We start from the raw sequence: 19,145 nt of genomic DNA, 5'->3' as shown, positions 1-19,145 counted from the left end.
CATAAATATCGACCGCCCCGAGCATTCTGCTCGGGGCGGTCGATAGGGGGTGTCAGGTCTTAGTAGTCTGACCGGTAGTTCGACCTTTGGGTCTCCGGTTGCTGTTTTTCGCGCCCGGCGCGGTCCTCATCCGGGTGAAGTTCCCTTCGGCCCGTGGTGAGGGCAAGGATGATGACCGCCGCTAAGGTCAGGATGGTCAGACCGCCGAGAAAAAGCTCCGTGGTCATCTCCGTGTTCCTTTTTAGCACTGCGTTTCAGGTGCTCAACCGCGCGCAGGCCAAAGGGTTCCGACAAATTTTTCGCCTATGACGAGTCTGTGATCGGTCCGCCACGTTTCGGGCCAGATTCCATTGGGGCTTTGGGGCCTCAGTAATCGTAGATCATTTTACTGTCCGTCGGGACGTGAAAGTTCACCCTGATCTGATAGATGTCGTCGTTGGTTTCGACCTCGACCTGGCCGTTCAACTGGCGGGTAAAGGCGAGGATTAGACGCGAGCCTAGCCCGGTGCCGGACTTCACCTCTTCGGGGTTGCCGATGGTGTTGCGCACTTCGAGCATCGCCTGCTCTGGTCCGGTTTGGATCAGTTTGAGCGAAATGAAGCCTTTGCCATGTTCGACCGTCGAGACGTATTTAAGCGCATTGGTCAGCGCCTCAGAGACCAGCAGGGTCAGCGGCGCGGCATCGTCGGCGTCGATCTTGATCGGCTCAAAGGATTGTTCCACCTTCACGCCAGACCCGGAAGCCAGGCCGACGGAGAGCATCTGGCCCACGATCTCGGTCAACAACTCACTGGCGTTGACACGGACCAGATCATCATTCTGATAGAGGTTCTTATGCACCGTGGCGAGGCTGAGGATACGGTCTTGCAACCGGCGCAACACGAAACGCGCATCTTCGCTTTTGGCCTGCCGGATTTGCATGTTCATGATCGAAGAGATCAGTTGCAGGTTGTTTTTGACCCGGTGGTGCACCTCTTTCAGCAGGATATTTTTCTGCCGAAGGCTGTCTTCCAGCGTCGCCTCGTCCCGTAGGATGGATTCCGCCATGCCGACAAAAGCAGCCTCCATCTCGACCAATTCGGTGGGAACCGAGGGGCCGAGTGTCCCACGCGGCAGGGTACGGTTCAGCGCGAAGCGCCGCATCTGCCGCCCGAGCTTGCGGATATGGTTGATCGCCAGACGGTTCAGCGCCCAGAAGGCCACGATAAGGCTCGCCAGCCACATGACGATGGGCAAAAGCGCGCTGAGGCGGGTCGAAACGCCGGTGTCCAAAAACGGGGTGTTGCTGGGCCAAACGCTAAGCGCGAAGACCGTGTCGGGCACGATCGGCACGATCACATAGGCGCGTTCTTGGCCGTCGGAATTTTGCGAAAGAAAGACATTGGGCTCTTTGGTGGTCAAGAGCGACAGGGCGACATCGCTGGGATATTCTGTCTTGGCCACCTCTAGCCCGTTTTCGGTGGTAAGAATATGACCCATCTTATTGAGGGTCATCATCGCGACGCTTCTGTGTTTGCTCTTGGGCTCGCGGATCGCGTTGATCGCATCCTCGGGGATGCTAAGTGCCATGAAGCCGATCAACTCGCGCTCTTCGTAGACCGGCGCGTTGATCAGCGTCACCACTTGGTTGCTGACCGCTCCCTGCAACACTGGCATCGCGCGGCGGACCGGGTTTTCCAGCAGGGTCTGGAAATTCTCATCCTGCGAAAAGTCATGATCCTGCCCCGTGGAGGAGCAGGTCATTTGTCCGTCTAGCCCGATGAAACCCACAAGCGAATAGATGTCTGACGCCTGTTTGTATTCCCTAAGGAAGGCCGTGCATTCCTCGGGATCTTCCCGCCTGAGCCGCACAATGGCGGTGAGCGCTTCGGCCGCGCCAAAAGCCTCTTGGATCACCCGGCGTTCCGCCGCGGAGGCTTGTTCCGTCACGGCGATCAGCGATAGCTCCGCGCTTTGGCGACTCTGATCCGCGATCTGCCGTGTCTGTACAACCGCGATCAGCCCGATGGGCAAAAGCGCGAGAGACAGAAACAGCAGGATACGGATCGTCAGCCCACGCATCAGATCACCGCTGAAGAAGCCAGATGTCATATTTAAAAAGAGGAAACTTTAGATGCGGATAGGACAGACATTGTTGCGTCATCGGTCATTTCAAGCGACTCGTCGTCATGGTGACCCAGCAGTTCGGCAAGGCGGGCGCGCGCCCGGTTGGTGCGGCTTTTGATGGTGCCAACAGCGACACCACACATTTCCGCAGCCTCTTCGTAAGAGAAACCGGAGGCTCCGACAAGAAGCAGCGCTTCGCGTTGTTCGTCCTTCAAAAGGGCCAGCGCTTTGCGGAAGTCGGTCATCTGCATGTGGCCATCGTGCGCGGGCTTTTCGGCCAGCCCATCGGTCAGCACGCCATCCACATCCGAGACTTCGCGCTTCGCCTTGCGGCGCGAGGAATAGTAGGTGTTACGCAGGATCGTGAAGAGCCAAGCACGCATATTTGTGCCTTCTTGGAACTTTTCGATGTTGGTCCACGCCTTGACCAAGGTGTCCTGCACCATGTCGTCTGCCGTGGCACCATTGCGTGTCAGGCTGATGGCAAAGGCCCGCATGGCCGGCAGATGTTCTACCAGCTCGTCGCGCGGATCGGGACGGGTCATCATGACGTTCCTTTTTCTGAATCCTGTTCCTTCAACTTCTGAAGCAGATCCTTGAAACGATCAGGGATGCCTTCTTCGAGCGTCTCATCGAAGACCCGTTTGAGGTTGTCGTCGATGACGCGCTCGCGCTCGTCCTTGTTTCCTGAATTCACTAACATCACCTCTGGCATCGTCGTCTCGTTTGAATAATTATGCATGCATACTGGAACCAAACACAATGTCGACGTGTTTGGTTCCAAGAAAAGTAAAAAGGATTCGACTAGATGAACGATGCGACACAAAAGACCAGCATCAGCGATGAACTGGGAGCCAACATCCCCTACCTTCGCCGGTTCGCGCGGGCGATGACAGGCAGCCAGACCAGTGGCGACACCTTTGCCGCGGCAGCCCTCGAAGCCATCTTGGTTGATCGCTCGGTGCTCGATGGAGTAGATACAAAGACGGGTCTTTTCAAGGTTTTGTACGGTATTTGGGCCAGCGCAGGCGCCCCGGTGGAAGAGGGCGAAAGCGGCCCACGGGCCAAGGCACAGCGCCATCTTTCCAGCCTCACGAACAACAGCCGTGAAGCGCTTTTGCTGCACACGATCGAAGGCTTCTCTCACGGGGAAATCGCCAAGATCATCGGTGTGGATGAGGCCGAAGCGGGTGAGTTGATCCAGATCGCCCATCGCGAAATGGCCGACAGCACCTCGGGTTCGGTGATGATCATCGAGGACGAAGCCATCATAGCGATGGACATTGAATCTATCGTGGCCGAGATGGGCCACCGGGTGACCGGCATCGCCCGCACCCGTGAAGAGGCGGTGAAACTGGGCAAGGCCGATGTGCCGGACCTGATCCTCGCCGATATCCAGCTGGCCGACAACTCTTCGGGCATCGACGCAGTGAACGACCTGCTGAACGAGCTGGGCATGCGTCCGGTGATCTTCATCACCGCCTTCCCCGAACGTTTGCTGACCGGCGACAAGCCCGAGCCTGCCTTCCTGATCTCCAAACCCTATTCGGTGGATCAGGTCGTCTCGGCCGTGTCGCAAGCGATGTTCTTTTCCTCCACGGAAACGCTCAACGCCTGAAGCTGAGCCACGAAAACAGGGTTCCCCGCGCGCAACGTCGCGCCGGGAACCTTTTGCATTATAAGCGCGTGCCGCCTAACATCACCCAAACATTCAGGAGGTCCGCATGGCCAAGACCACAACCGCTGCCGCAAAAGAGGTGACGATTGACGATCTTTCGGATCAGATCGCACTTCTCAAAAAAGACATCGCATCGCTGACCGAAACCCTGGGCGACTATGGCAAGGCCAAGTCGGAAGAGATGCGCGACAATGCTCGCAACGCGGCGAATGATTTCGCCGATACGGGGCGCCTCAAGGCGATGGAAGTTCAGCAACAGGCCGAGGAATTCCTCAAGGCCCAGCCCGGAACCGCTTTGGGGATTGCCGCAGGCATCGGTTTCCTCGTCGGTCTTGTGACGGCCCGCCGCTAAATGCTGTCTTCGGTGATGCAACATCTGCGCGGCTCCCTGCGACGGGCGCTGCGTACCGCCATGCTCAGCGCCGGGGCCGCGCTTTTTCTGCTGATCGGCCTGCTGTTTCTGACGCTGGCGGCATGGCTTTACCTCATCACCGTCACCACAGCGCTCACCGCCGCGCTGATCCTCGGCGCTGTCTATTTCGGGATGGGCTTTCTCTTGCTCGCCATCGCCGGATCAGACGGTGCGGCCGCTGCGCAGCCGTCCCGGCAAGAAGATCCCGCCGCCTCCGATCAGGATGGCCTGAAGAACCTGGTCATGGCATTTCTGGCTGGCATAACCGCGGGTCAGAAAGCGCGCCGTTAACAGCCGCCAGCAGGTTGCTGCTGGAAAACGGGCGGGTGATGAATTTCAGCCGCTCGCCTACCTTTGCCAGCCGTGGCGTATCGTTCATGATGCAGATGATCGGAAACCACTCCCGCAAGTTCGACAGTTCCGACAGATGCTGATGCAACTGTTCGCGCCGCAGCGACAGGACCGCGAATTCCGTGTCGTTGACGTTGTCCACCAAGGCGTTGAGATCAAAGCTTTCCAATACTTCAATTTGAGATTGCGGAAACGCGGCAGAAAGCGTTTCATTTATGTCTGAACAGACCAATGGGTCCGGTTCGTAGATCAAGATCGACATGGTCTTCCCCCGGGTAAGCAAAGTCGTCGGTGTAGGGGGTGCGCAAAACACGCGCATTAAACTAAGACATATGAAGGCAAATTTTATCTAATGACGACACAATGCCGCTATTGCCCCCTTCGGCGCAAGGATGCCTTCCTGCCGATGTCGAAAGAAGAAGTGAGCTTCATGGAGAAGTTCAAGTCAGGTGAGTTGACCGTCGAACCGGGCACGCCGATCCTGCTGGAAGGGTCGAACTCGCCCCAGCTTTACACGGCGCTCACCGGAATGGGCATCCGCGACAAGACGCTAGAGAACGGCAGCCGGCAGGTCATCAGCTTTGTCTTCCCCGGCGATTTCATCGGGCTACAGGCTGGCATCATGGGTGAAATGGGCCATTCCGTCGAAGCCCGGACCCATATGCGGCTCTGCGTTTTTAACCGCAGTGAGTTCTGGAATTTCTTCAGATCCCACCCCGAACGCGCCTTTGACATCACTTGGCTGGCGGCCATCGAAGAGCATTTCATGGGCGAAGTCCTCGCAACCATCGGCCAACGCAGCGCGATGCAGGCCATCGCTTGGGCGATGGTCAAGATTTTCGAACGCGGCCAGTCGCTCGGGATGGTTACCCACAACCAAATGCTGCTGCCCTATTCGCAACGCGATCTGGCCGATGCGCTTGGCCTCTCGGTGGTGCACACCAACAAGACCCTCGGCGCCCTGAAAGAGCGTCAGTTGCTGTCATGGTCCGACAGGGTGCTGCAAATCAACGATCTCGCCGCCTTGGCGAAAGAGGGGATGACCGATCTGGAAAGCCGCCAAAAAACGCCCGCTGCTCTAACCGTCAGTCCTGCGCCACATCGATATAGGTATCCGCCGCCTCCGCCCCGCGCTGCCCGCGCGGCTTGGCCGGGCCAACGGTGCTGTCAGGCCGCGTCCGCCGCTCCACCTGCGCGTTCAACGCGGCCCCAAACAAGATCAGAAAGCTGCTGATCCAAAGCCAGATTAACATCGCGATCACCGCCCCGATCGAGCCATAGACCTGATTGTAGTTGCCGAAATTGGCCACATAATAGGAAAAACCGATGGAAAGCACCGCCCAAGACAGCACCGCCAAGATCGCCCCGCTGCTGAGCCACGGCAGCCGCGCCGCCCGCCGGTTCGGGCCAAAGCGGTAAAGCACCCCAACCCCGGCAAACAAAACCACCGTTGCCACGGTCCAACGCAAAAGGTCGGCCACCGCATTGCCAAAGGGGCCAAGCGGGATGAAGGCCAGAATGATCGGCGCGATCACCACCGCCAGCAGCGCCACGATGCCCACCGCCACAAGGCTCACCGTCAGAAGCAGGGCATGAAGGTAGTGTTTCGCGGCATTGCGGTTGCGCTCGTTGTAAACGGCGTTCAATCCGATCACCATCGCCCCCACCCCGGCCCGGGCGGACCAAAGCGCCACCAGCAGTGACACGATACCGGCCCAACCCAGCGTATCGGCCCGCGCAGTGACCAAGCCGGTCACCTGCGTATTAATGATGTCATAGACATCATCCGGCAGCAGCCCGCGCACTTCCTCCAATTGGGCGACGACGACGACAGGGTCTGAAATCAGCCCCAAAAGCGCGATCAATGCCGCCAGCGCCGGAAACAGCGACAACATGGCGAAAAACGCCACCCCGGCCGAGATCAGCGCAAGGTTGTCCTCCGCCGCCTGTTTCAGGCTCGCTTTGAAAGCATCCCAATAGATTGCCGGTCGGGTCGGGGGTCTGCGCAACACGAATGCCATTCCTCTCAATTCGGCCCCGCCATTGATCGGGACCGCTTTGCCTCAACTGTCCTCCACATCGTCGCGGACCTGGCCCCAGGCAACAAGGGTGAAGACCACCGTGCCGCCGATGATGTTGCCCACAAGCACCGGCAGGAAGAAGCCAAAGATCGCCTGACCGACCCCCAAGCCGCCATGCAAAAGCAGCGCCGCCATCTCGACCGACCCGGCGACAATATGGGTGAAATCCCCCGCCGCGATCAGCCAAGTAAAGGTCAGGATCAGGAAAAACGCCGCCTCATCCGCCTGCGGAAGCATCCAAACGATCAGCGCCACGATCACGCCCGCCGGAATGCCCCGCCAGAACGCCTCCGACACCCCCATCCCGGTGGCATGTTCCGAAAGGCTGATAATGGCGGGCAGAATGTTTTCTGGAATCGCAGGCGTATAAATAAACAGCGTGGCCGCCGCAAAAGCCCCGACAACATTCGCCCCCAATACAACACCCCAAAGCCGCAATAGGCTGCATAAGACACCCAAACTACGCTCCTGCATCAGCGGTAAGACGGTGGTGATGGTGTTCTCGGTAAACAATTGCATCCGGCCCATGATGACCGCGATGAAACCCAAGGAATAGCCAAGGTTCTCCAGCAGGAACCGCCATTCCGCATCCGGCAGATAGGTCCGGAAAATCGCCTCGCCCAAGACAGAAAGACTGATGAGCATCCCCGCGGAAATCCCCGACCAGATCAGCGACCGGTTGGTGCGGTTCAACTCATCGCGCCCCTCGCGGCGGATCACCTCATAAATCAGCTTGGGCGACAGCGCCGCCGCATCACTGACAGAGCGTTCTTCCGCTTCCTCCTGCACAGCAGAGGTCGGGGGTTTCTTCTGGATCAGTGGGGCCATGCGCGTTCTTCCTAAAAACTATGGACATGATGAACATAGCCCGCCCCCACCATCTGCACAGTAAAAAGACCGCAGCCCCATGCCGCATCACCAGCGGCCCTTTCGAGCCCCCCTTCACCTTCATCCTTTCTCAAATACCGATCCCGCACTCTCAACCTGCCGGATCAGCCGTGTTCATCCCCACCGGCCCGCAAGGCCAACCCCTCAACAATCGCCGTCAGCGCTGCCCCGCGATGCAGTTCCGCCCGTGGAAAGCGCGCCCGCATCTCCTCTTCGACCACCGCCATCAGGCTCGACCCGCCGACAAAGATCAGCCGGTCCACTGCCTCGGGCCCGAGGCCTGCCTTCTGCGCCGTCGCCTCTGCCGCATCCCCCATCTGCACGCCGAGTTTCGACAGCCGCTTGCGCATCCAATCGCGGGGCAGGGGCAAGGTCGCGCGGGGTTTGAGCATCGACACGTCGATCACCGGATCAGCATCCCCCGCGCCCCCCGCCCCGTTGGCACGGATTTTGCCCGCTTCGACAGCAAAGGCGAGGTCATGGCCAAGCTCTTCGTCGAGTACTTTAACCAAGCGAGCCAGATGTTTGGGATGTTCGGCGAACTTATGGAGTTCCGCCGCCGCCTTGCGGGTCTCCGGCCCATAGAGAAACGGAATCTTCGCCCAAGTGGCCAGGTCGTTAAAGATCGCATTGGGCGCGATATGGGTGTCACCCCCGAAAGCGTGGCGAATTTCGCTGCCCATGCCAAGCTGCGGCATCACCCGCCCGATCGACAGGGACCGGTCGAAATCGGTCCCGCCCAGCCGAATGCCGTGGCTTTCCAGAATGTCGATCTCATCATTCCCGCGCTGCCGGAACAGCGTGAAATCCGAGGTGCCGCCGCCGATATCGATGACCAGCCCCAGATCCCCGGGACGCAAGGCCGCGCGATTGGCAATCGCGGCGGCTTCGGGTTCGTTCATAAAGTCCACATGATCGAAACCCGCCCGACCATAGGCCTCGCGCAGGTCTGTCAGGGCTTGTGCATCGCGAGCATCATCGGCGGAATGAAAGCGCACCGGACGGCCCGAGAGCGCCCTGTCGAAGTGCAGTCCCGTGGTGGCCTCGGCCTGCGTTTTGACCCGCGCCAGAAACCGCGCCACGATGTCGATAAAGTCGAGCCTTTCGCCCAAAAGCACCCTTCGTTCGCGCATCAGCCGGGTGCCAAGCAGGCTTTTTAACCCGCGCATATAGCGGCCCTCGGCCCCGGCCAGCAGCGCGTCGGATGCCGCGGCACCGATCCGCATTTCCCGCGCTTCGAAATCAAAGAAGACCGCCGTCGGAAGGGTCTGCGCCTCAGCCTCCAGCGGGATCAGACGCGGCGTGCCGTCAACGGCAATGCCCGCCGCGGTGTTGGAGGTTCCGAAATCAATCCCCAGCGTGGCCATGATGTTCTCCTGATGCCTTTTCACGGTCGCCCCGATGCGCGGCGCGCTCGTGCAAAGCACCCGCGATACCCTTCTCGCGCGCGCTTGGCAACGAAGGCTGGCGTGCCGCGTGGCTTTTGGCTAGCCTCGCAAAAAATACACCAATATGGGAGACTTTCATGAACCGTTTGAACCGCTTGATGACCGGTGTGGCCAGCGCCGCATTGGTCGCTGCCGCCACAACGGCCCTTGCCAAGGACGACATCACCGTCGCCATGCAGCTTGAGCCGCCGCACCTCGATCCGACTTCCGCCGCTGCGGGCGCCATCGACTCGGTGCTATATACCAATGTTTTCGAAGGGCTGACCCGCTTCATGGGCGACGGCTCTGTCGTGCCGGGGCTGGCGGAATCTTGGGAGATTTCCGAAGACGGGCTCACCTATACCTTCAAGCTGCGCGAGGGGGTAACCTTTCACGATGGCACCACGATGGATGCCGAGGATGTGAAATTCACCCTCGACCGGATCAATGCCGAAGACAGCGCCAACGCGCAAAAGGCACTTTACTCCGCGATTTCCGAGGTGAATGTCATCGACCCGCAGACCGTTGAGGTCAAACTGAGCGAGCCGAACGGCAACATGCTTTTCAACCTCGCTTGGGGCGATGCGGTGATCGTGGCGCCAGAGTCTGTCGAGACGATCAAACAGACCCCAATCGGCACCGGCGCTTTCAAATTTGAGAACTGGAACCAAGGCGACAAGATCACCCTGACTCGGAATGAAGATTATTGGGGCGAAGCGCCCGCGCTGGCCAGCGCGACGTTCAAATTCATCTCGGACCCGACAGCGGCTTTCGCCTCCGTCATGGCTGAAGATGTCGATGTTTTCACCGGCTTCCCTGCGCCCGAGAATATCCCCCAGTTCGAAGCCGACCCGCGGTTTCAGGTTCTGATCGGCTCGACCGAAGGGGAAACGATCCTGTCGATCAACAACCAGCGCGAACCTTTTGATAACGTCAAAGTGCGTGAGGCCGTGGCCCATGCCATCGACCGGCAAGCGATCATCGACGGCGCGATGTTCGGCTATGGCACGCCCATCGGCACCCATTTCGCACCGCATAACCCGGACTACGTCGACCTGACGGAGATGAGCAGCTACGATCCCGAAAAGTCCAAGGCGCTGCTGGCCGAGGCCGGTTTCCCCGATGGGTTCGAGACGACATTGCACCTGCCGCCCCCCTCCTACGCCCGCCGCGGGGGTGAGATCATCGCCGCGCAGCTGGCCGAGGTTGGCATCAAGGCGCAGATCACCAATGTCGAATGGGCGCAGTGGTTGGAAACCGTGTTCAAGGGCAAGGATTTCGGCCTGTCGATCGTCAGCCATACCGAGCCGATGGACATCAACATCTATGCCAACCCGGACTATTACTTCCAGTATGACAATGCCGAATTCCAGTCGCTGATGACCGAGTTCAACAAGACGGCAGACCCCGCCGCACGGAGCGAGATGCTGGCCAAGGCGCAGCGTATCATCGCCGAAGACTATGTGAACGGTTACTTGTTCCAGCTCGCCTTCCCGACGATTGCCAAGGCTGGGGTCGAAGGGCTTTGGGTGAACGCACCGACACAGGCGACCGATCTGACCGGCGTCAGCTGGGCGGAGTGATCTGAAAGGATCATGTTGAGACACCAAAAAGGGCGCGCCGTGAGGCGCGCCCTTTATAATTAGATGCGAAGACCTATTAGTCTTTGCCGCGCATACCAGCAGCGGCTTCGCTTACCAGCGCGTCAGGGTTCTGGTTGCAGACGACCATGAAGTCTTCCATTTCCTGCTGCATGTCCGTGTCGGCCATCACGTCGGCGTCTTCGGAATCTTCAACGGCTTTGGTGTTGTCGATCAGGGAATCTTCGGTCTCTTCGGAATCTGTCGCTTCTTCAGCGGAGATGTCGCTCGGCTCGGAACCGTCGCTCTTGGTTTCGGTGATCAGGGAGCCACCGTGGCCGCCATCTTCCAGCTCGGCGATTGCCATGGATGCGACTTTCATTTTGTCGTCATCGCTCAGTTCTTGGTACTGGGCGCAGGTCATGGTGGCCATGTCCATGTGAGCGGCGGCAAAAGCGGGTGCGGAAACGGTGCCCAAAAGGCCGGCGATCGCAAGTGTTTTCAAAGTCGTCTTCATTTTCATTCTCCAGTTTTGTCTGTTCTCCCGAAAACAACACCGCATAACCGATATGGTTCCAGCGCATAGCAATAAGCCCCGCGAAAACCGCTCCCAGAGTGGCTAAGGGCATGCCTTGACTGGATTCTTTCGGCGATCATTCGGGGCGCAGCTTGCCGAACATCCAAAAAATGATCATTTTTTTCTTTCTCGCGGGGGAAACTGCACGCGGGCTCTGGACCCTCCCGAGCGTGCCGCCTAACCTCCGCGCTATGTTGCGCTATGCGTTGAAAAGATTTCTCTCCTTGCTCATCAGTCTCGCAGTCGCGTCGCTGGTGATTTTCATGGTGATCGAGGTCGCCCCCGGCGATCCGGCCTCCTTTATGCTGGGCTTGAATGCCCAGCCCGAAACACTGGCCGCGTTGCGCAGTGAACTGGGGCTCGATCAGTCCCGGCCAGAGCGTTATCTGGAATGGGTCGGTGGCATGTTGCAGGGGGATTTCGGCACCTCCTACACCTATCGCACCCCGGTGACCGAGATGATCGGCGACCGGCTTTGGGTCTCTGTACCCTTGGCGCTTTATGCGCTTTTCCTCTCTGTCATCGTGGCCTTTCCGGCGGGCATCTATGCCGCCTCGCGCCGCGGTCGGGCGGGGGATGTGGGCGTGATGGGGGCGACGCAATTGGGCGTGGCGGTGCCGAACTTCTGGTTCGCAATGATCCTCGTGCTGATCTTTTCGATCAACCTGCGCTGGTTTTCGGCAGGCGGTTTCGTCGGATGGGACAAGGGGCTTTTCGTCGGGCTGCACGCGCTGACCCTGCCCGCCATCGCGCTGGCCTTGCCGCAGGCGGCGATCCTTGCGCGGGTCATGCGCTCGGCCCTGTTGGATGTGCTGGGCGAAGATTTCATGCGCACCGCGCGGGCCAAGGGGCTGACGGCGCGGCAGGCGCTTTGGCGGCACGGGCTGCGCAATGCGCTGATCCCGGTGCTGACCATCATCGGCTTGCAATTCTCCTTCCTGCTGGCCGGGTCGATCATTATCGAACAGGTCTTTTACCTGCCGGGGTTGGGGCGACTGGTGTTTCAGTCGATCTCGGCGCGGGATTTGATCGTGGTCGAGTCGGTCGTGATGCTCTTGGTCTTTTCGGTGATCTTGGTGAACTTCCTTGTCGATCTGGCCTATGCCGCCGTCGATCCCCGGTTGAGGGCCCGCACATGAACCGCAACCTGTTTCTTGGGGCCGTGCTGACCTCGGTCTTTCTGCTGGCCGCGCTGATCTCCTTTGTCTGGACGCCCTATGACTATGCCGGGCTTGATATTGCGAACAAGCTGCGCAGCCCGTCGCTGGCGCATCCGATGGGCACGGATCACTTTGGCCGCGATATTCTGAGCATGATCATGGTCGGTGCGCGCACCTCTATCGCCGTGGCGCTGGTGGCGGTGGGCATTGGCATGGGCGTGGGTGTGCCGTTGGGGCTTTGGGCCGCGGCGCGGCGCGGCAGCCTTGTGGATGAGGTCATCATGCGCGGCAATGATCTGGTCTTTGCCTTTCCGGCCATCGTCATCGCCATTCTGATCACGGCGGTTTTCGGGGCGGGGGCGATCAATGCCATTATCGCCATCGGCATCTTCAACATTCCCGTTTTCGCTCGGATCACCCGTGGTGCGGCGCTGTCGCTGTGGCAGCGGGAGTTCATCATGGCGGCACGGGTGGCGGGCAAATCCGCGGCGCGGATCTCGTTCGAGCATATCCTGCCCAATGTCGCCAATCTGCTGATCGTGCAGGGGACCATCCAATTCTCTCTCGGCATCCTCGCCGAGGCGGGGCTGAGCTATGTCGGCCTCGGCGCGCAGCCGCCGGTGCCGTCTTGGGGCCGGATGCTGGCCGATGCGCAGACCATGGTCAGCATTGCGCCGCATATGGCCCTGATGCCGGGGTTCGCGATCATCCTGACGGTGCTGGGGCTGAACCTGATGGGTGACGGGCTGCGCGATCTGCTTGATCCCCGTCTGAGGGTGGCACGCACATGACGCTTCTGACCGTTTCCAATCTTTCGCTCTCGATCCACGGGCTGCGCATCCTAGACGGGGTGACTTTTTCCGTCGCACCGGGAGAGATTGTGGCCGTGACCGGGGAAAGCGGCTCGGGCAAGTCGATGACCGCGCTGGCGGCGATGCAACTCTTGCCCAAGGGCGCGACGACGACCGGGCATATCATGCTGGGCGAGGACGATCTGACCCAGATGGACGAGGCAGCGCTTTGCGATATGCGCGGCAATGACATCGGCATGGTGTTCCAAGAGCCGATGACCGCGCTCAACCCGGTGCAGAGCATCGGTCGCCAAGTGGCTGAGACCATCCGGGTGCATGAACCCAGCGTCTCCCGGGCCGAGGCCGAGGCCCGTGCCGCCGATACGCTGACCCGCGTCGGCCTGCCCCAAGACCGCTTCCCCCTGTCGCGCTATCCGCATGAGCTGAGCGGTGGGCAGCGCCAGCGGGTGGTGATCGCCATCGCCATCGCCCTGCGCCCCCGTCTGCTAATTGCCGATGAGCCGACCACCGCGCTGGATGTCACCACACAGGCGCAGATCCTCGCCCTGCTGACCCGTTTGGCGCGCGAAGACGGCATGGGGCTGTTGATGATTACCCACGACCTTGCCGTCGTGGCGGATATGGCCGACCGGATCATCGTCATGCGCAAGGGGCAGATCGTCGAACAGGGGGAGACGCAGGCCCTGCTGCACAACATGCAGCATCCCTATACCAAAATGCTTTTCGACGCCTCACGCCATGAGGTGAACCTGCCCGCACGCCCGCGCCTCAGCCTCTGTTAGAGGTCAAAGGCGTCTGCCGCGACTACCATCTGCCGCGCAAGACACTCTTCGGCGCGCCCGGCACGTTCCGCGCGGTGGACCACCTCAGCTTTACCCTGAACCGGGGGGAGCGTTTGGGGCTGGTCGGGGAATCCGGTTGCGGGAAATCGACCCTGACGCGGGCGATTTTGGGTCTGGAGCCGGTGCAAGAGGGCAGTATCACTGTCGATGGCCAGCCGGTCTTTACCGGGACGCAGCCGAACCTCGCCGTGCGCCGCAAGATGCAGGTGGTGTTTCAAGACCCTTTCGGCAGCTTCAACCCGCGCCACAGGGTCGACCGTTTGGTGACCGAGCCGTTTCACCTGCTCGACAACCCGCCGCAGGGGGCCGACCGATCCCGCGCGATCGACGAAGCCTTGACCGCCGTGGGACTGCGCCCGGCGGATGCGCGGAAATACATTCACGAATTCTCCGGCGGTCAGCGCCAGCGGATCGCCATTGCCCGGGCGCTGATCATCCGGCCTGAGTTGATCCTGTTCGATGAGGCCGTCAGCGCGCTTGATGTCTCGGTCCGGGCGCAGATCCTTGATCTGCTGGCCGATCTTTGCAGCCATTATGACCTGACCTATCTTTTCATCTCGCATGACCTGTCGGTGGTGCGCACGGTGACGGATCGGGTGTTGGTGATGCAGTCTGGCAAGATCGTCGAGGCCGGAGAGACCGCGCAGGTCTTTGACGCGCCGCAGCATGCTTATACTAAATCGCTGATCGCCGCCGCGCCGGTTCTGCCTGACCTGCCCCAGCCCGTCGGGTAGGCTTCGCGGCCCTTCGTGTCAGCCGCATTGATTGCGATGAAAAACCGACCTAACGTGAAATCGGGGATTCCCGCCACAGGGGCATGTCTGCTCGCGGCCCGAACGGCGCGTTTGAAATTTCCCTGCCCAGTCAATTGCCTGAAGGCTGCGGCGCTCTACTTGTGCATGCAATGGCGGAGGCCTAAAGGGTGGTCCGCCAATTATAACAATGGGAGACATCTTATGAAAATGTTCAAAATGCTCGCGATGACCGGTGCCATGGTGGCCGGCACTGCGGCCATGGCTCAGGAAAAGTTCATCACCATCGGCACCGGTGGTCAGACAGGCGTTTACTTTGTCGTCGGTCAGTCGATCTGCCGTCTGGTGAACCGCGGCACCGCGGATCACAACCTGAAATGCACCGCGCCGTCGACCGGCGGGTCCATCGCCAACATCAACGCGATTAAAGCGGGCGACATGGACATGGGCGTGGCCCAGTCCGACTGGCAGTTCCACGCCTACAACGGCTCTTCCCAGTTCGAGGGTGACAAGTTCGACAACCTGCGCGCGGTCTTCTCCGTGCATGGTGAGCCCTTCAACGTCATCGCCCGTGCCGACAGCGGCATCGAGTCCTTCGACGACCTCAAAGGCAAGCGCGTGAACATTGGCAACCCCGGTTCCGGTCAGCGCGCCACCATGGAAGTCGTGATGGACGCCAAAGGCTGGACGCTGGACGATTTCGCACTGGCTTCCGAGCTGAAACCGGCTGAGCAAGCCGCCGCTCTGGGCGACAACAAGGTGGACGCGATCATCTACACCGTGGGCCACCCCAACGGTTCGATCCAAGAAGCCGTGTCGACCGTCGACGCCAAGCTGATCCCCGTGGACGGTGACGCGATCCAAGGTCTGATCGACGACAACCCCTATTATGCCGAGGCCACCGTGCCGGGCGGCATGTATAAGGGCACCGACGAAGACGTGAAAACCTTTGGTGTGAAAGCCACCTTCGTGACCTCCGCCGATGTTGACGACGAAGTCGTCTATCAGGTGGTCAAGGCGGTCTTTGACAACTTCGACCGTTTCAAGCGTCTGCACCCTGCCTTTGAGAACCTGACCCAAGAGGAAATGATCTCGGGCGGTCTTTCCGCGCCGCTGCACCCCGGCGCCGAGAAGTATTACAAAGAGCAAGGTTGGCTCGAGTAATCTATCCGTGACATGATAGCTCTGGCGGCGGTACGCTGCCGTCAGAGGCCCGAAGAACAATATGCGCATCCGCCCCAAGGTGGAGCCGACAGGGGGACGATATGTCTGAGAAGGACCAGCAAAAGGCGGCGGCTGTTGAAACCGCCGCGACCGGTGACCGGGGCGGATTGAGCCAAGCGGAGCTGGACGAACTTGTCGCTTCTTCTGATACGGGTGGGCGTTCTGTCAGCGGGTTGATGGGCACCTTGCTGCTGCTGGTGGCCTTGGCTTGGTCCCTATTCCAACTCTACATCGCCTCGCCCATCGGCCTTTTCAACGATACGCTGGCCCGCTCCATTCACCTTGGCTTTGCCGTATTCCTTGGCATCATGGTGTTTCCGGCCACGCGCACCAGTTTTCAGGTGGCGCTTGGCGTCATCGTTCCCATCGTTCTTGCCGCGCTCTTTATGGTCAGTACGAAGGATTCCACCGCGGTCTGGTGGATCCCGATCCCGGCGGCCTTTGTGGTCGCGACAGTGCTGCTCGGGTCGCCCAAGAACCGCATTCCGATCTGGGAATGGGCCTTGGCCATCGTCGGCACCTTCTGCGCGCTCTATCTCTTTATCTTTTACCGTGACATCGCCAACCGCGTCGGCGCGCCGATCCTGCCGGATTATATCGCAGGGGTGACCGGCCTGTTAATCCTGCTCGAAGCGACCCGCCGCGCCCTCGGTCCCGCGCTGATGATCGTGGCGAGCGTCTTTCTCTTCTACACCGTGCTTGGCCCCTATATGCCCAGCATCATCGCCCATAAGGGCAACAGCCTGTCGGAGATCGTGAACCACCAGTGGATCACGACCGAAGGCGTCTTTGGCATCGCGCTTGGTGTGTCGACCTCTTTCGTGTTCCTCTTCGTGCTTTTCGGCTCTCTTTTGGACCGTGCGGGGGCGGGTAACTACTTCATTCAAGTCGCCTTCAGCCTCATGGGCCACATGCGCGGCGGCCCGGCCAAGGCGGCGGTCGTGGCCTCGGCCATGACCGGCCTGATTTCGGGCTCCTCGATCGCCAACGTCGTGACCACGGGCACCTTCACCATCCCGCTGATGAAGAAGGTGGGCTTCAACTCCGAAAAAGCAGGCGCGGTCGAGGTGGCTTCGTCGGTCAACGGCCAGATCATGCCGCCCGTCATGGGGGCTGCGGCCTTCCTGATGGTCGAATATGTCGGCATTCCCTATTTCGACGTGGTCAAACACGCCTTCCTGCCTGCGGTGATCTCTTACATCGCGCTGGTCTACATCGTGCATCTTGAGGCGATGAAAGCCGGGATGCAGGGTCTGCCGCGGGCCTATACGCCCAAGCCGCTGGTGCAGCAGCTTATCGGCATCGCCTTTGCAATCATCGCGATCTGCGCGCTGTCCTTCGCGGTTTACTACCTGATGGGCTGGATCCGCCCGGCCTTCCCCGAAACGGCGGGTTATATCATCTTTGTCTTCCTCACGGCGGTCTATGTCGGCCTGCTTTATGTGGCGAGCAAGGAAGAACCCCTTGAGATGGAAGACCCCAACGCCGAGGTGACCACTCTGCCGATGCCGGGGCCAACTGCGCGGTCCGGTCTGCATTTCATCCTGCCTGTCGTGGTGCTGGTCTGGGCGCTGATGGTCGACCGCCTGTCGCCCGGCCTCTCGGCCTTTTGGGCGGCGGCCTATATGATCTTCATCCTGCTGACGCAGCGCCCGCTGATGGCGATGTTCCGGGGTGAAAGCCAGTTCGTCAACGATGTCAAAGCCGGGTTCCTTGACCTGATCGACGGTCTGGTCACCGGCGCGCGCAACATGATCGGTATCGGCATCGCCACCGCCACGGCGGGCATCATCGTCGGCGCGGTTAGCCAGACCGGTGTCGGCTCGGCGCTGGCGGATGTGGTCGAAGTGCTTTCGGGCGGCAATATCCTTGCCATCCTGTTCCTGACCGCGGTGCTGTCGCTGATCCTTGGCATGGGGCTGCCCACCACGGCGAACTATATCGTCGTCTCGGCCCTACTGGCGCCGGTGATCGTGACGCTGGGCCAGCAGAACGGGCTGATCGTGCCGCTGATCGCGGTGCATCTCTTCGTCTTCTACTTCGGCATCATGGCGGATGTGACCCCGCCCGTGGGTCTGGCGAGTTTCGCCGCCGCCGCCGTTTCGGGCGGTGATCCGATCCGCACTGGGCTTGTCGCCTTCTTCTACTCTCTGCGCACCGCGGCGTTGCCGTTCCTGTTTATCTTCAACACGGAATTGCTGCTGATCGGGGTCACATGGGGGCAGGGGTTGTTCATCTTTGTGGTGGCGACCGTGGCCATGCTGCTTTTCGCGGCGGCGACCCAAGGCTTCTTTCTGGCCCGCAACCGTTTCTACGAGACTATCGCGCTGCTGCTCATCGCCTTTACCCTGTTCCGCCCGGGCTTTTGGATGGACATGATCTATCCCCCCTATAGCGAGGAAGCCCCGACCGAGATCGTTCAGGCCGCTGAAGAGACCCCCGCGGGCGAACGGCTGCGGCTGCGCATCTCGGGCGTGAACGATCTGGGCGATCCGCTGGAGTTCGTGGCGCTGCTGCCCATCGGCGAAGGTGAGACTGGGGCCGAGAAGCTGGAGGCCGCGGGTCTCATGTTCCGCGAGGATGGCGACAAGATGATCATCGACGATGTCCTCTATGACAGCCCGGCGCAGGGCGCGGGCCTCGATTGGGATCAAGAGGTACTGCGGGTGCTGAAACCGATGCCGCAACCCAGCAAGTACTGGATGTTCATCCCCGCCCTGCTACTTCTGGCGCTGGTGGTCTTCTTGCAACGGGGCCGTGCCGCGCAGGCCCCCCGTAAGCCCGCGACAGCCTGAGGAGGGCGCATCATGTTCGATAACATTCTGCTGACAGTTGATCTGAGCGACCCGAAATCATGGGAAAAGGCGCTGCCGCAGGCGATTGATATGATCCGCCTCTCCAAAGGCACGCTGCATATCCTCTCGGTCGTGCCGGATATGGGCACGCCGCTGGTCGAAGGGTTCTTTCCCGCGGATTACGAGAAACAGGCCACGGGCCGCGCGGCCAAGGCGCTTGAACAGCTGGTCGAGCGTGAGGTGCCTGATGACGTAAAGGTGAAGCAGCACCTGAAATTCGGCAAGATCCACCGCGAGGCGCTGAAAACGATAAAGAAATCAAACGCCGATCTGGTGGTCATGGGGTCCGAGCACCCCGACAGCCTGCGCGAATTCCTCGTCGGCTCCAACGCCGACCGCATTGTGCGTCGTTCCCCTGTTTCCGTTCTGGTCGTGAGGGCGTAAGACAGGTGCTTCGCGG

Annotated in this window: 18 protein-coding genes and 2 pseudogenes; 11 read left to right on the top strand and 9 right to left on the bottom strand. The window is 60.3% G+C overall.

Translation table 11 applies throughout. The annotated features are described in order from the left end of the window. Nucleotides 1-59: 59 nt before the first annotated feature. From FCK22_RS18850 to FCK22_RS05720, 4 genes are all read right to left on the bottom strand, one after another. Nucleotides 60-227: a hypothetical protein gene (locus tag FCK22_RS18850; protein WP_156505676.1), complete on the bottom strand. Its 168-nt coding sequence runs from the start codon at nt 225-227 to the stop codon at nt 60-62. A 139-nt stretch (nt 228-366) separates the two neighbouring features. Further along, nucleotides 367-2,091 carry a histidine kinase dimerization/phosphoacceptor domain -containing protein gene (locus FCK22_RS05730; RefSeq protein WP_067264160.1) on the bottom strand — a complete coding sequence of 575 codons (1,725 nt, stop codon included), beginning with the start codon at nt 2,089-2,091 and terminating at the stop codon, nt 367-369. 2 nt (nt 2,092-2,093) lie between these two features. Continuing rightward, nucleotides 2,094-2,651 carry an RNA polymerase sigma factor gene (locus tag FCK22_RS05725; RefSeq protein WP_067264157.1) on the bottom strand — a complete coding sequence of 186 codons (558 nt, stop codon included), beginning with the start codon at nt 2,649-2,651 and terminating at the stop codon, nt 2,094-2,096. After that, the gene (locus FCK22_RS05720; RefSeq protein WP_197470876.1) at nt 2,651-2,821 is read right to left on the bottom strand and encodes a NepR family anti-sigma factor; all 171 of its coding nucleotides are present in this window, start codon (nt 2,819-2,821) and stop codon (nt 2,651-2,653) included. The genes FCK22_RS05725 and FCK22_RS05720 overlap by 1 nt, the downstream gene beginning before the upstream one ends. Nucleotides 2,822-2,914: 93 nt before the next feature. On the opposite strand from FCK22_RS05720, the gene FCK22_RS05715 reads away from it, so the two are divergent. From FCK22_RS05715 to FCK22_RS05705, 3 genes are all read left to right on the top strand, one after another. Continuing rightward, nucleotides 2,915-3,724, top strand: coding sequence for a response regulator (locus tag FCK22_RS05715; RefSeq protein WP_067264155.1), 810 nt, complete (start codon nt 2,915-2,917; stop codon nt 3,722-3,724). Between the two features lie 106 nt (nt 3,725-3,830). Continuing rightward, complete coding sequence (locus FCK22_RS05710; RefSeq protein ID WP_067264153.1) at nt 3,831-4,136, top strand: DUF883 family protein; 306 nt, start codon at nt 3,831-3,833, stop codon at nt 4,134-4,136. Nucleotides 4,137-4,151: 15 nt separating this feature from the next. Then, entirely contained in the window at nt 4,152-4,487 is a 336-nt protein-coding gene (locus FCK22_RS05705) for a phage holin family protein (RefSeq protein ID WP_169306059.1), read from the top strand. Here the strand turns inward: FCK22_RS05705 and FCK22_RS05700 are convergent. After that, the gene (locus FCK22_RS05700) at nt 4,438-4,809 is read right to left on the bottom strand and encodes a hypothetical protein (RefSeq protein ID WP_136720277.1); all 372 of its coding nucleotides are present in this window, start codon (nt 4,807-4,809) and stop codon (nt 4,438-4,440) included. The genes FCK22_RS05705 and FCK22_RS05700 overlap by 50 nt on opposite strands. Before the next feature lie 90 nt (nt 4,810-4,899). Here FCK22_RS05700 and FCK22_RS05695 point away from each other — a divergent pair. Beyond that, nucleotides 4,900-5,601 (top strand): annotated as a pseudogene (locus FCK22_RS05695) (Crp/Fnr family transcriptional regulator); the annotation flags it as partial. Nucleotides 5,602-5,632: 31 nt separating this feature from the next. On the opposite strand, the gene FCK22_RS05690 reads toward FCK22_RS05695, so the two are convergent. The 3 genes from FCK22_RS05690 to FCK22_RS05680 all read right to left on the bottom strand — a co-directional run bounded on the left by FCK22_RS05690 (nt 5,633) and on the right by FCK22_RS05680 (nt 8,883). Further along, nucleotides 5,633-6,568, bottom strand: coding sequence for a YihY/virulence factor BrkB family protein (locus FCK22_RS05690; protein ID WP_067264143.1), 936 nt, complete (start codon nt 6,566-6,568; stop codon nt 5,633-5,635). A 42-nt stretch (nt 6,569-6,610) separates the two neighbouring features. Next, nucleotides 6,611-7,456 carry a formate/nitrite transporter family protein gene (locus tag FCK22_RS05685; protein ID WP_067264141.1) on the bottom strand — a complete coding sequence of 282 codons (846 nt, stop codon included), beginning with the start codon at nt 7,454-7,456 and terminating at the stop codon, nt 6,611-6,613. 164 nt (nt 7,457-7,620) lie between these two features. Next, nucleotides 7,621-8,883 carry an Hsp70 family protein gene (locus FCK22_RS05680; protein WP_067268214.1) on the bottom strand — a complete coding sequence of 421 codons (1,263 nt, stop codon included), beginning with the start codon at nt 8,881-8,883 and terminating at the stop codon, nt 7,621-7,623. 158 nt (nt 8,884-9,041) lie between these two features. Here FCK22_RS05680 and FCK22_RS05675 point away from each other — a divergent pair, with 158 nt between their 5' ends. Continuing rightward, nucleotides 9,042-10,526 (top strand): ABC transporter substrate-binding protein, encoded by a 1,485-nt coding sequence (locus tag FCK22_RS05675; RefSeq protein ID WP_067268209.1) that lies wholly within the window; start codon nt 9,042-9,044, stop codon nt 10,524-10,526. 76 nt (nt 10,527-10,602) lie between these two features. Here FCK22_RS05675 and FCK22_RS05670 read toward each other — a convergent pair whose 3' ends face one another. After that, the gene (locus FCK22_RS05670; protein ID WP_067268212.1) at nt 10,603-11,040 is read right to left on the bottom strand and encodes an HdeA/HdeB family chaperone; all 438 of its coding nucleotides are present in this window, start codon (nt 11,038-11,040) and stop codon (nt 10,603-10,605) included. 251 nt (nt 11,041-11,291) lie between these two features. Here FCK22_RS05670 and FCK22_RS05665 point away from each other — a divergent pair, with 251 nt between their 5' ends. The 6 genes and pseudogenes from FCK22_RS05665 to FCK22_RS05640 all read left to right on the top strand — a co-directional run bounded on the left by FCK22_RS05665 (nt 11,292) and on the right by FCK22_RS05640 (nt 19,129). Then, nucleotides 11,292-12,239, top strand: a complete 948-nt coding sequence (locus FCK22_RS05665; protein WP_067268211.1) for an ABC transporter permease — start codon at nt 11,292-11,294, stop codon at nt 12,237-12,239. Further along, on the top strand, nt 12,236-13,051 hold the full coding sequence (locus FCK22_RS05660; protein WP_067268208.1) for an ABC transporter permease: 816 nt from the start codon (nt 12,236-12,238) through the stop codon (nt 13,049-13,051). The genes FCK22_RS05665 and FCK22_RS05660 overlap by 4 nt, the downstream gene beginning before the upstream one ends. Beyond that, nucleotides 13,048-14,648, top strand: a pseudogene (locus FCK22_RS05655) (dipeptide ABC transporter ATP-binding protein). Before FCK22_RS05660 ends, FCK22_RS05655 begins: the two are co-directional and overlap by 4 nt. 222 nt (nt 14,649-14,870) lie before the next feature. Further along, complete coding sequence (locus tag FCK22_RS05650) at nt 14,871-15,830, top strand: TAXI family TRAP transporter solute-binding subunit (RefSeq protein ID WP_067268205.1); 960 nt, start codon at nt 14,871-14,873, stop codon at nt 15,828-15,830. Nucleotides 15,831-15,931: 101 nt separating this feature from the next. Beyond that, nucleotides 15,932-18,685: a TRAP transporter permease gene (locus FCK22_RS05645; RefSeq protein ID WP_067268203.1), complete on the top strand. Its 2,754-nt coding sequence runs from the start codon at nt 15,932-15,934 to the stop codon at nt 18,683-18,685. A gap of 12 nt (nt 18,686-18,697) precedes the next feature. Next, nucleotides 18,698-19,129 (top strand): universal stress protein, encoded by a 432-nt coding sequence (locus tag FCK22_RS05640; protein ID WP_067268202.1) that lies wholly within the window; start codon nt 18,698-18,700, stop codon nt 19,127-19,129. The last annotated feature ends 16 nt before the right edge of the window (nt 19,130-19,145 follow it).

Source organism: Sulfitobacter sp. 15WGC, assembly GCF_005068605.1.
Classification (GTDB): Bacteria; Pseudomonadota; Alphaproteobacteria; order Rhodobacterales; family Rhodobacteraceae; genus Sulfitobacter; species Sulfitobacter faviae.
The sequence above is the reverse complement of the archived record's forward strand: the minus strand, read 5'-3'. Positions and strand labels throughout refer to the sequence as shown.

Excerpts from the sequence above, each read along its gene's own strand:
- FCK22_RS18850 (WP_156505676.1), bottom strand. The coding sequence starts at position 227 with ATGACCACGGAGCTTTTTCTCGGCGGTCTGACCATCCTGACCTTAGCG.
- FCK22_RS05730 (WP_067264160.1), bottom strand. The coding sequence starts at position 2,091 with ATGACATCTGGCTTCTTCAGCGGTGATCTGATGCGTGGGCTGACGATC.
- FCK22_RS05725 (WP_067264157.1), bottom strand. The coding sequence starts at position 2,651 with ATGACCCGTCCCGATCCGCGCGACGAGCTGGTAGAACATCTGCCGGCC.
- FCK22_RS05720 (WP_197470876.1), bottom strand. The coding sequence starts at position 2,821 with ATGCCAGAGGTGATGTTAGTGAATTCAGGAAACAAGGACGAGCGCGAG.
- FCK22_RS05715 (WP_067264155.1), top strand. The coding sequence starts at position 2,915 with ATGAACGATGCGACACAAAAGACCAGCATCAGCGATGAACTGGGAGCC.
- FCK22_RS05710 (WP_067264153.1), top strand. The coding sequence starts at position 3,831 with ATGGCCAAGACCACAACCGCTGCCGCAAAAGAGGTGACGATTGACGAT.
- FCK22_RS05705 (WP_169306059.1), top strand. The coding sequence starts at position 4,152 with ATGCAACATCTGCGCGGCTCCCTGCGACGGGCGCTGCGTACCGCCATG.
- FCK22_RS05700 (WP_136720277.1), bottom strand. The coding sequence starts at position 4,809 with ATGTCGATCTTGATCTACGAACCGGACCCATTGGTCTGTTCAGACATA.
- FCK22_RS05690 (WP_067264143.1), bottom strand. The coding sequence starts at position 6,568 with ATGGCATTCGTGTTGCGCAGACCCCCGACCCGACCGGCAATCTATTGG.
- FCK22_RS05685 (WP_067264141.1), bottom strand. The coding sequence starts at position 7,456 with ATGGCCCCACTGATCCAGAAGAAACCCCCGACCTCTGCTGTGCAGGAG.
- FCK22_RS05680 (WP_067268214.1), bottom strand. The coding sequence starts at position 8,883 with ATGGCCACGCTGGGGATTGATTTCGGAACCTCCAACACCGCGGCGGGC.
- FCK22_RS05675 (WP_067268209.1), top strand. The coding sequence starts at position 9,042 with ATGAACCGTTTGAACCGCTTGATGACCGGTGTGGCCAGCGCCGCATTG.
- FCK22_RS05670 (WP_067268212.1), bottom strand. The coding sequence starts at position 11,040 with ATGAAGACGACTTTGAAAACACTTGCGATCGCCGGCCTTTTGGGCACC.
- FCK22_RS05665 (WP_067268211.1), top strand. The coding sequence starts at position 11,292 with ATGTTGCGCTATGCGTTGAAAAGATTTCTCTCCTTGCTCATCAGTCTC.
- FCK22_RS05660 (WP_067268208.1), top strand. The coding sequence starts at position 12,236 with ATGAACCGCAACCTGTTTCTTGGGGCCGTGCTGACCTCGGTCTTTCTG.
- FCK22_RS05650 (WP_067268205.1), top strand. The coding sequence starts at position 14,871 with ATGAAAATGTTCAAAATGCTCGCGATGACCGGTGCCATGGTGGCCGGC.
- FCK22_RS05645 (WP_067268203.1), top strand. The coding sequence starts at position 15,932 with ATGTCTGAGAAGGACCAGCAAAAGGCGGCGGCTGTTGAAACCGCCGCG.
- FCK22_RS05640 (WP_067268202.1), top strand. The coding sequence starts at position 18,698 with ATGTTCGATAACATTCTGCTGACAGTTGATCTGAGCGACCCGAAATCA.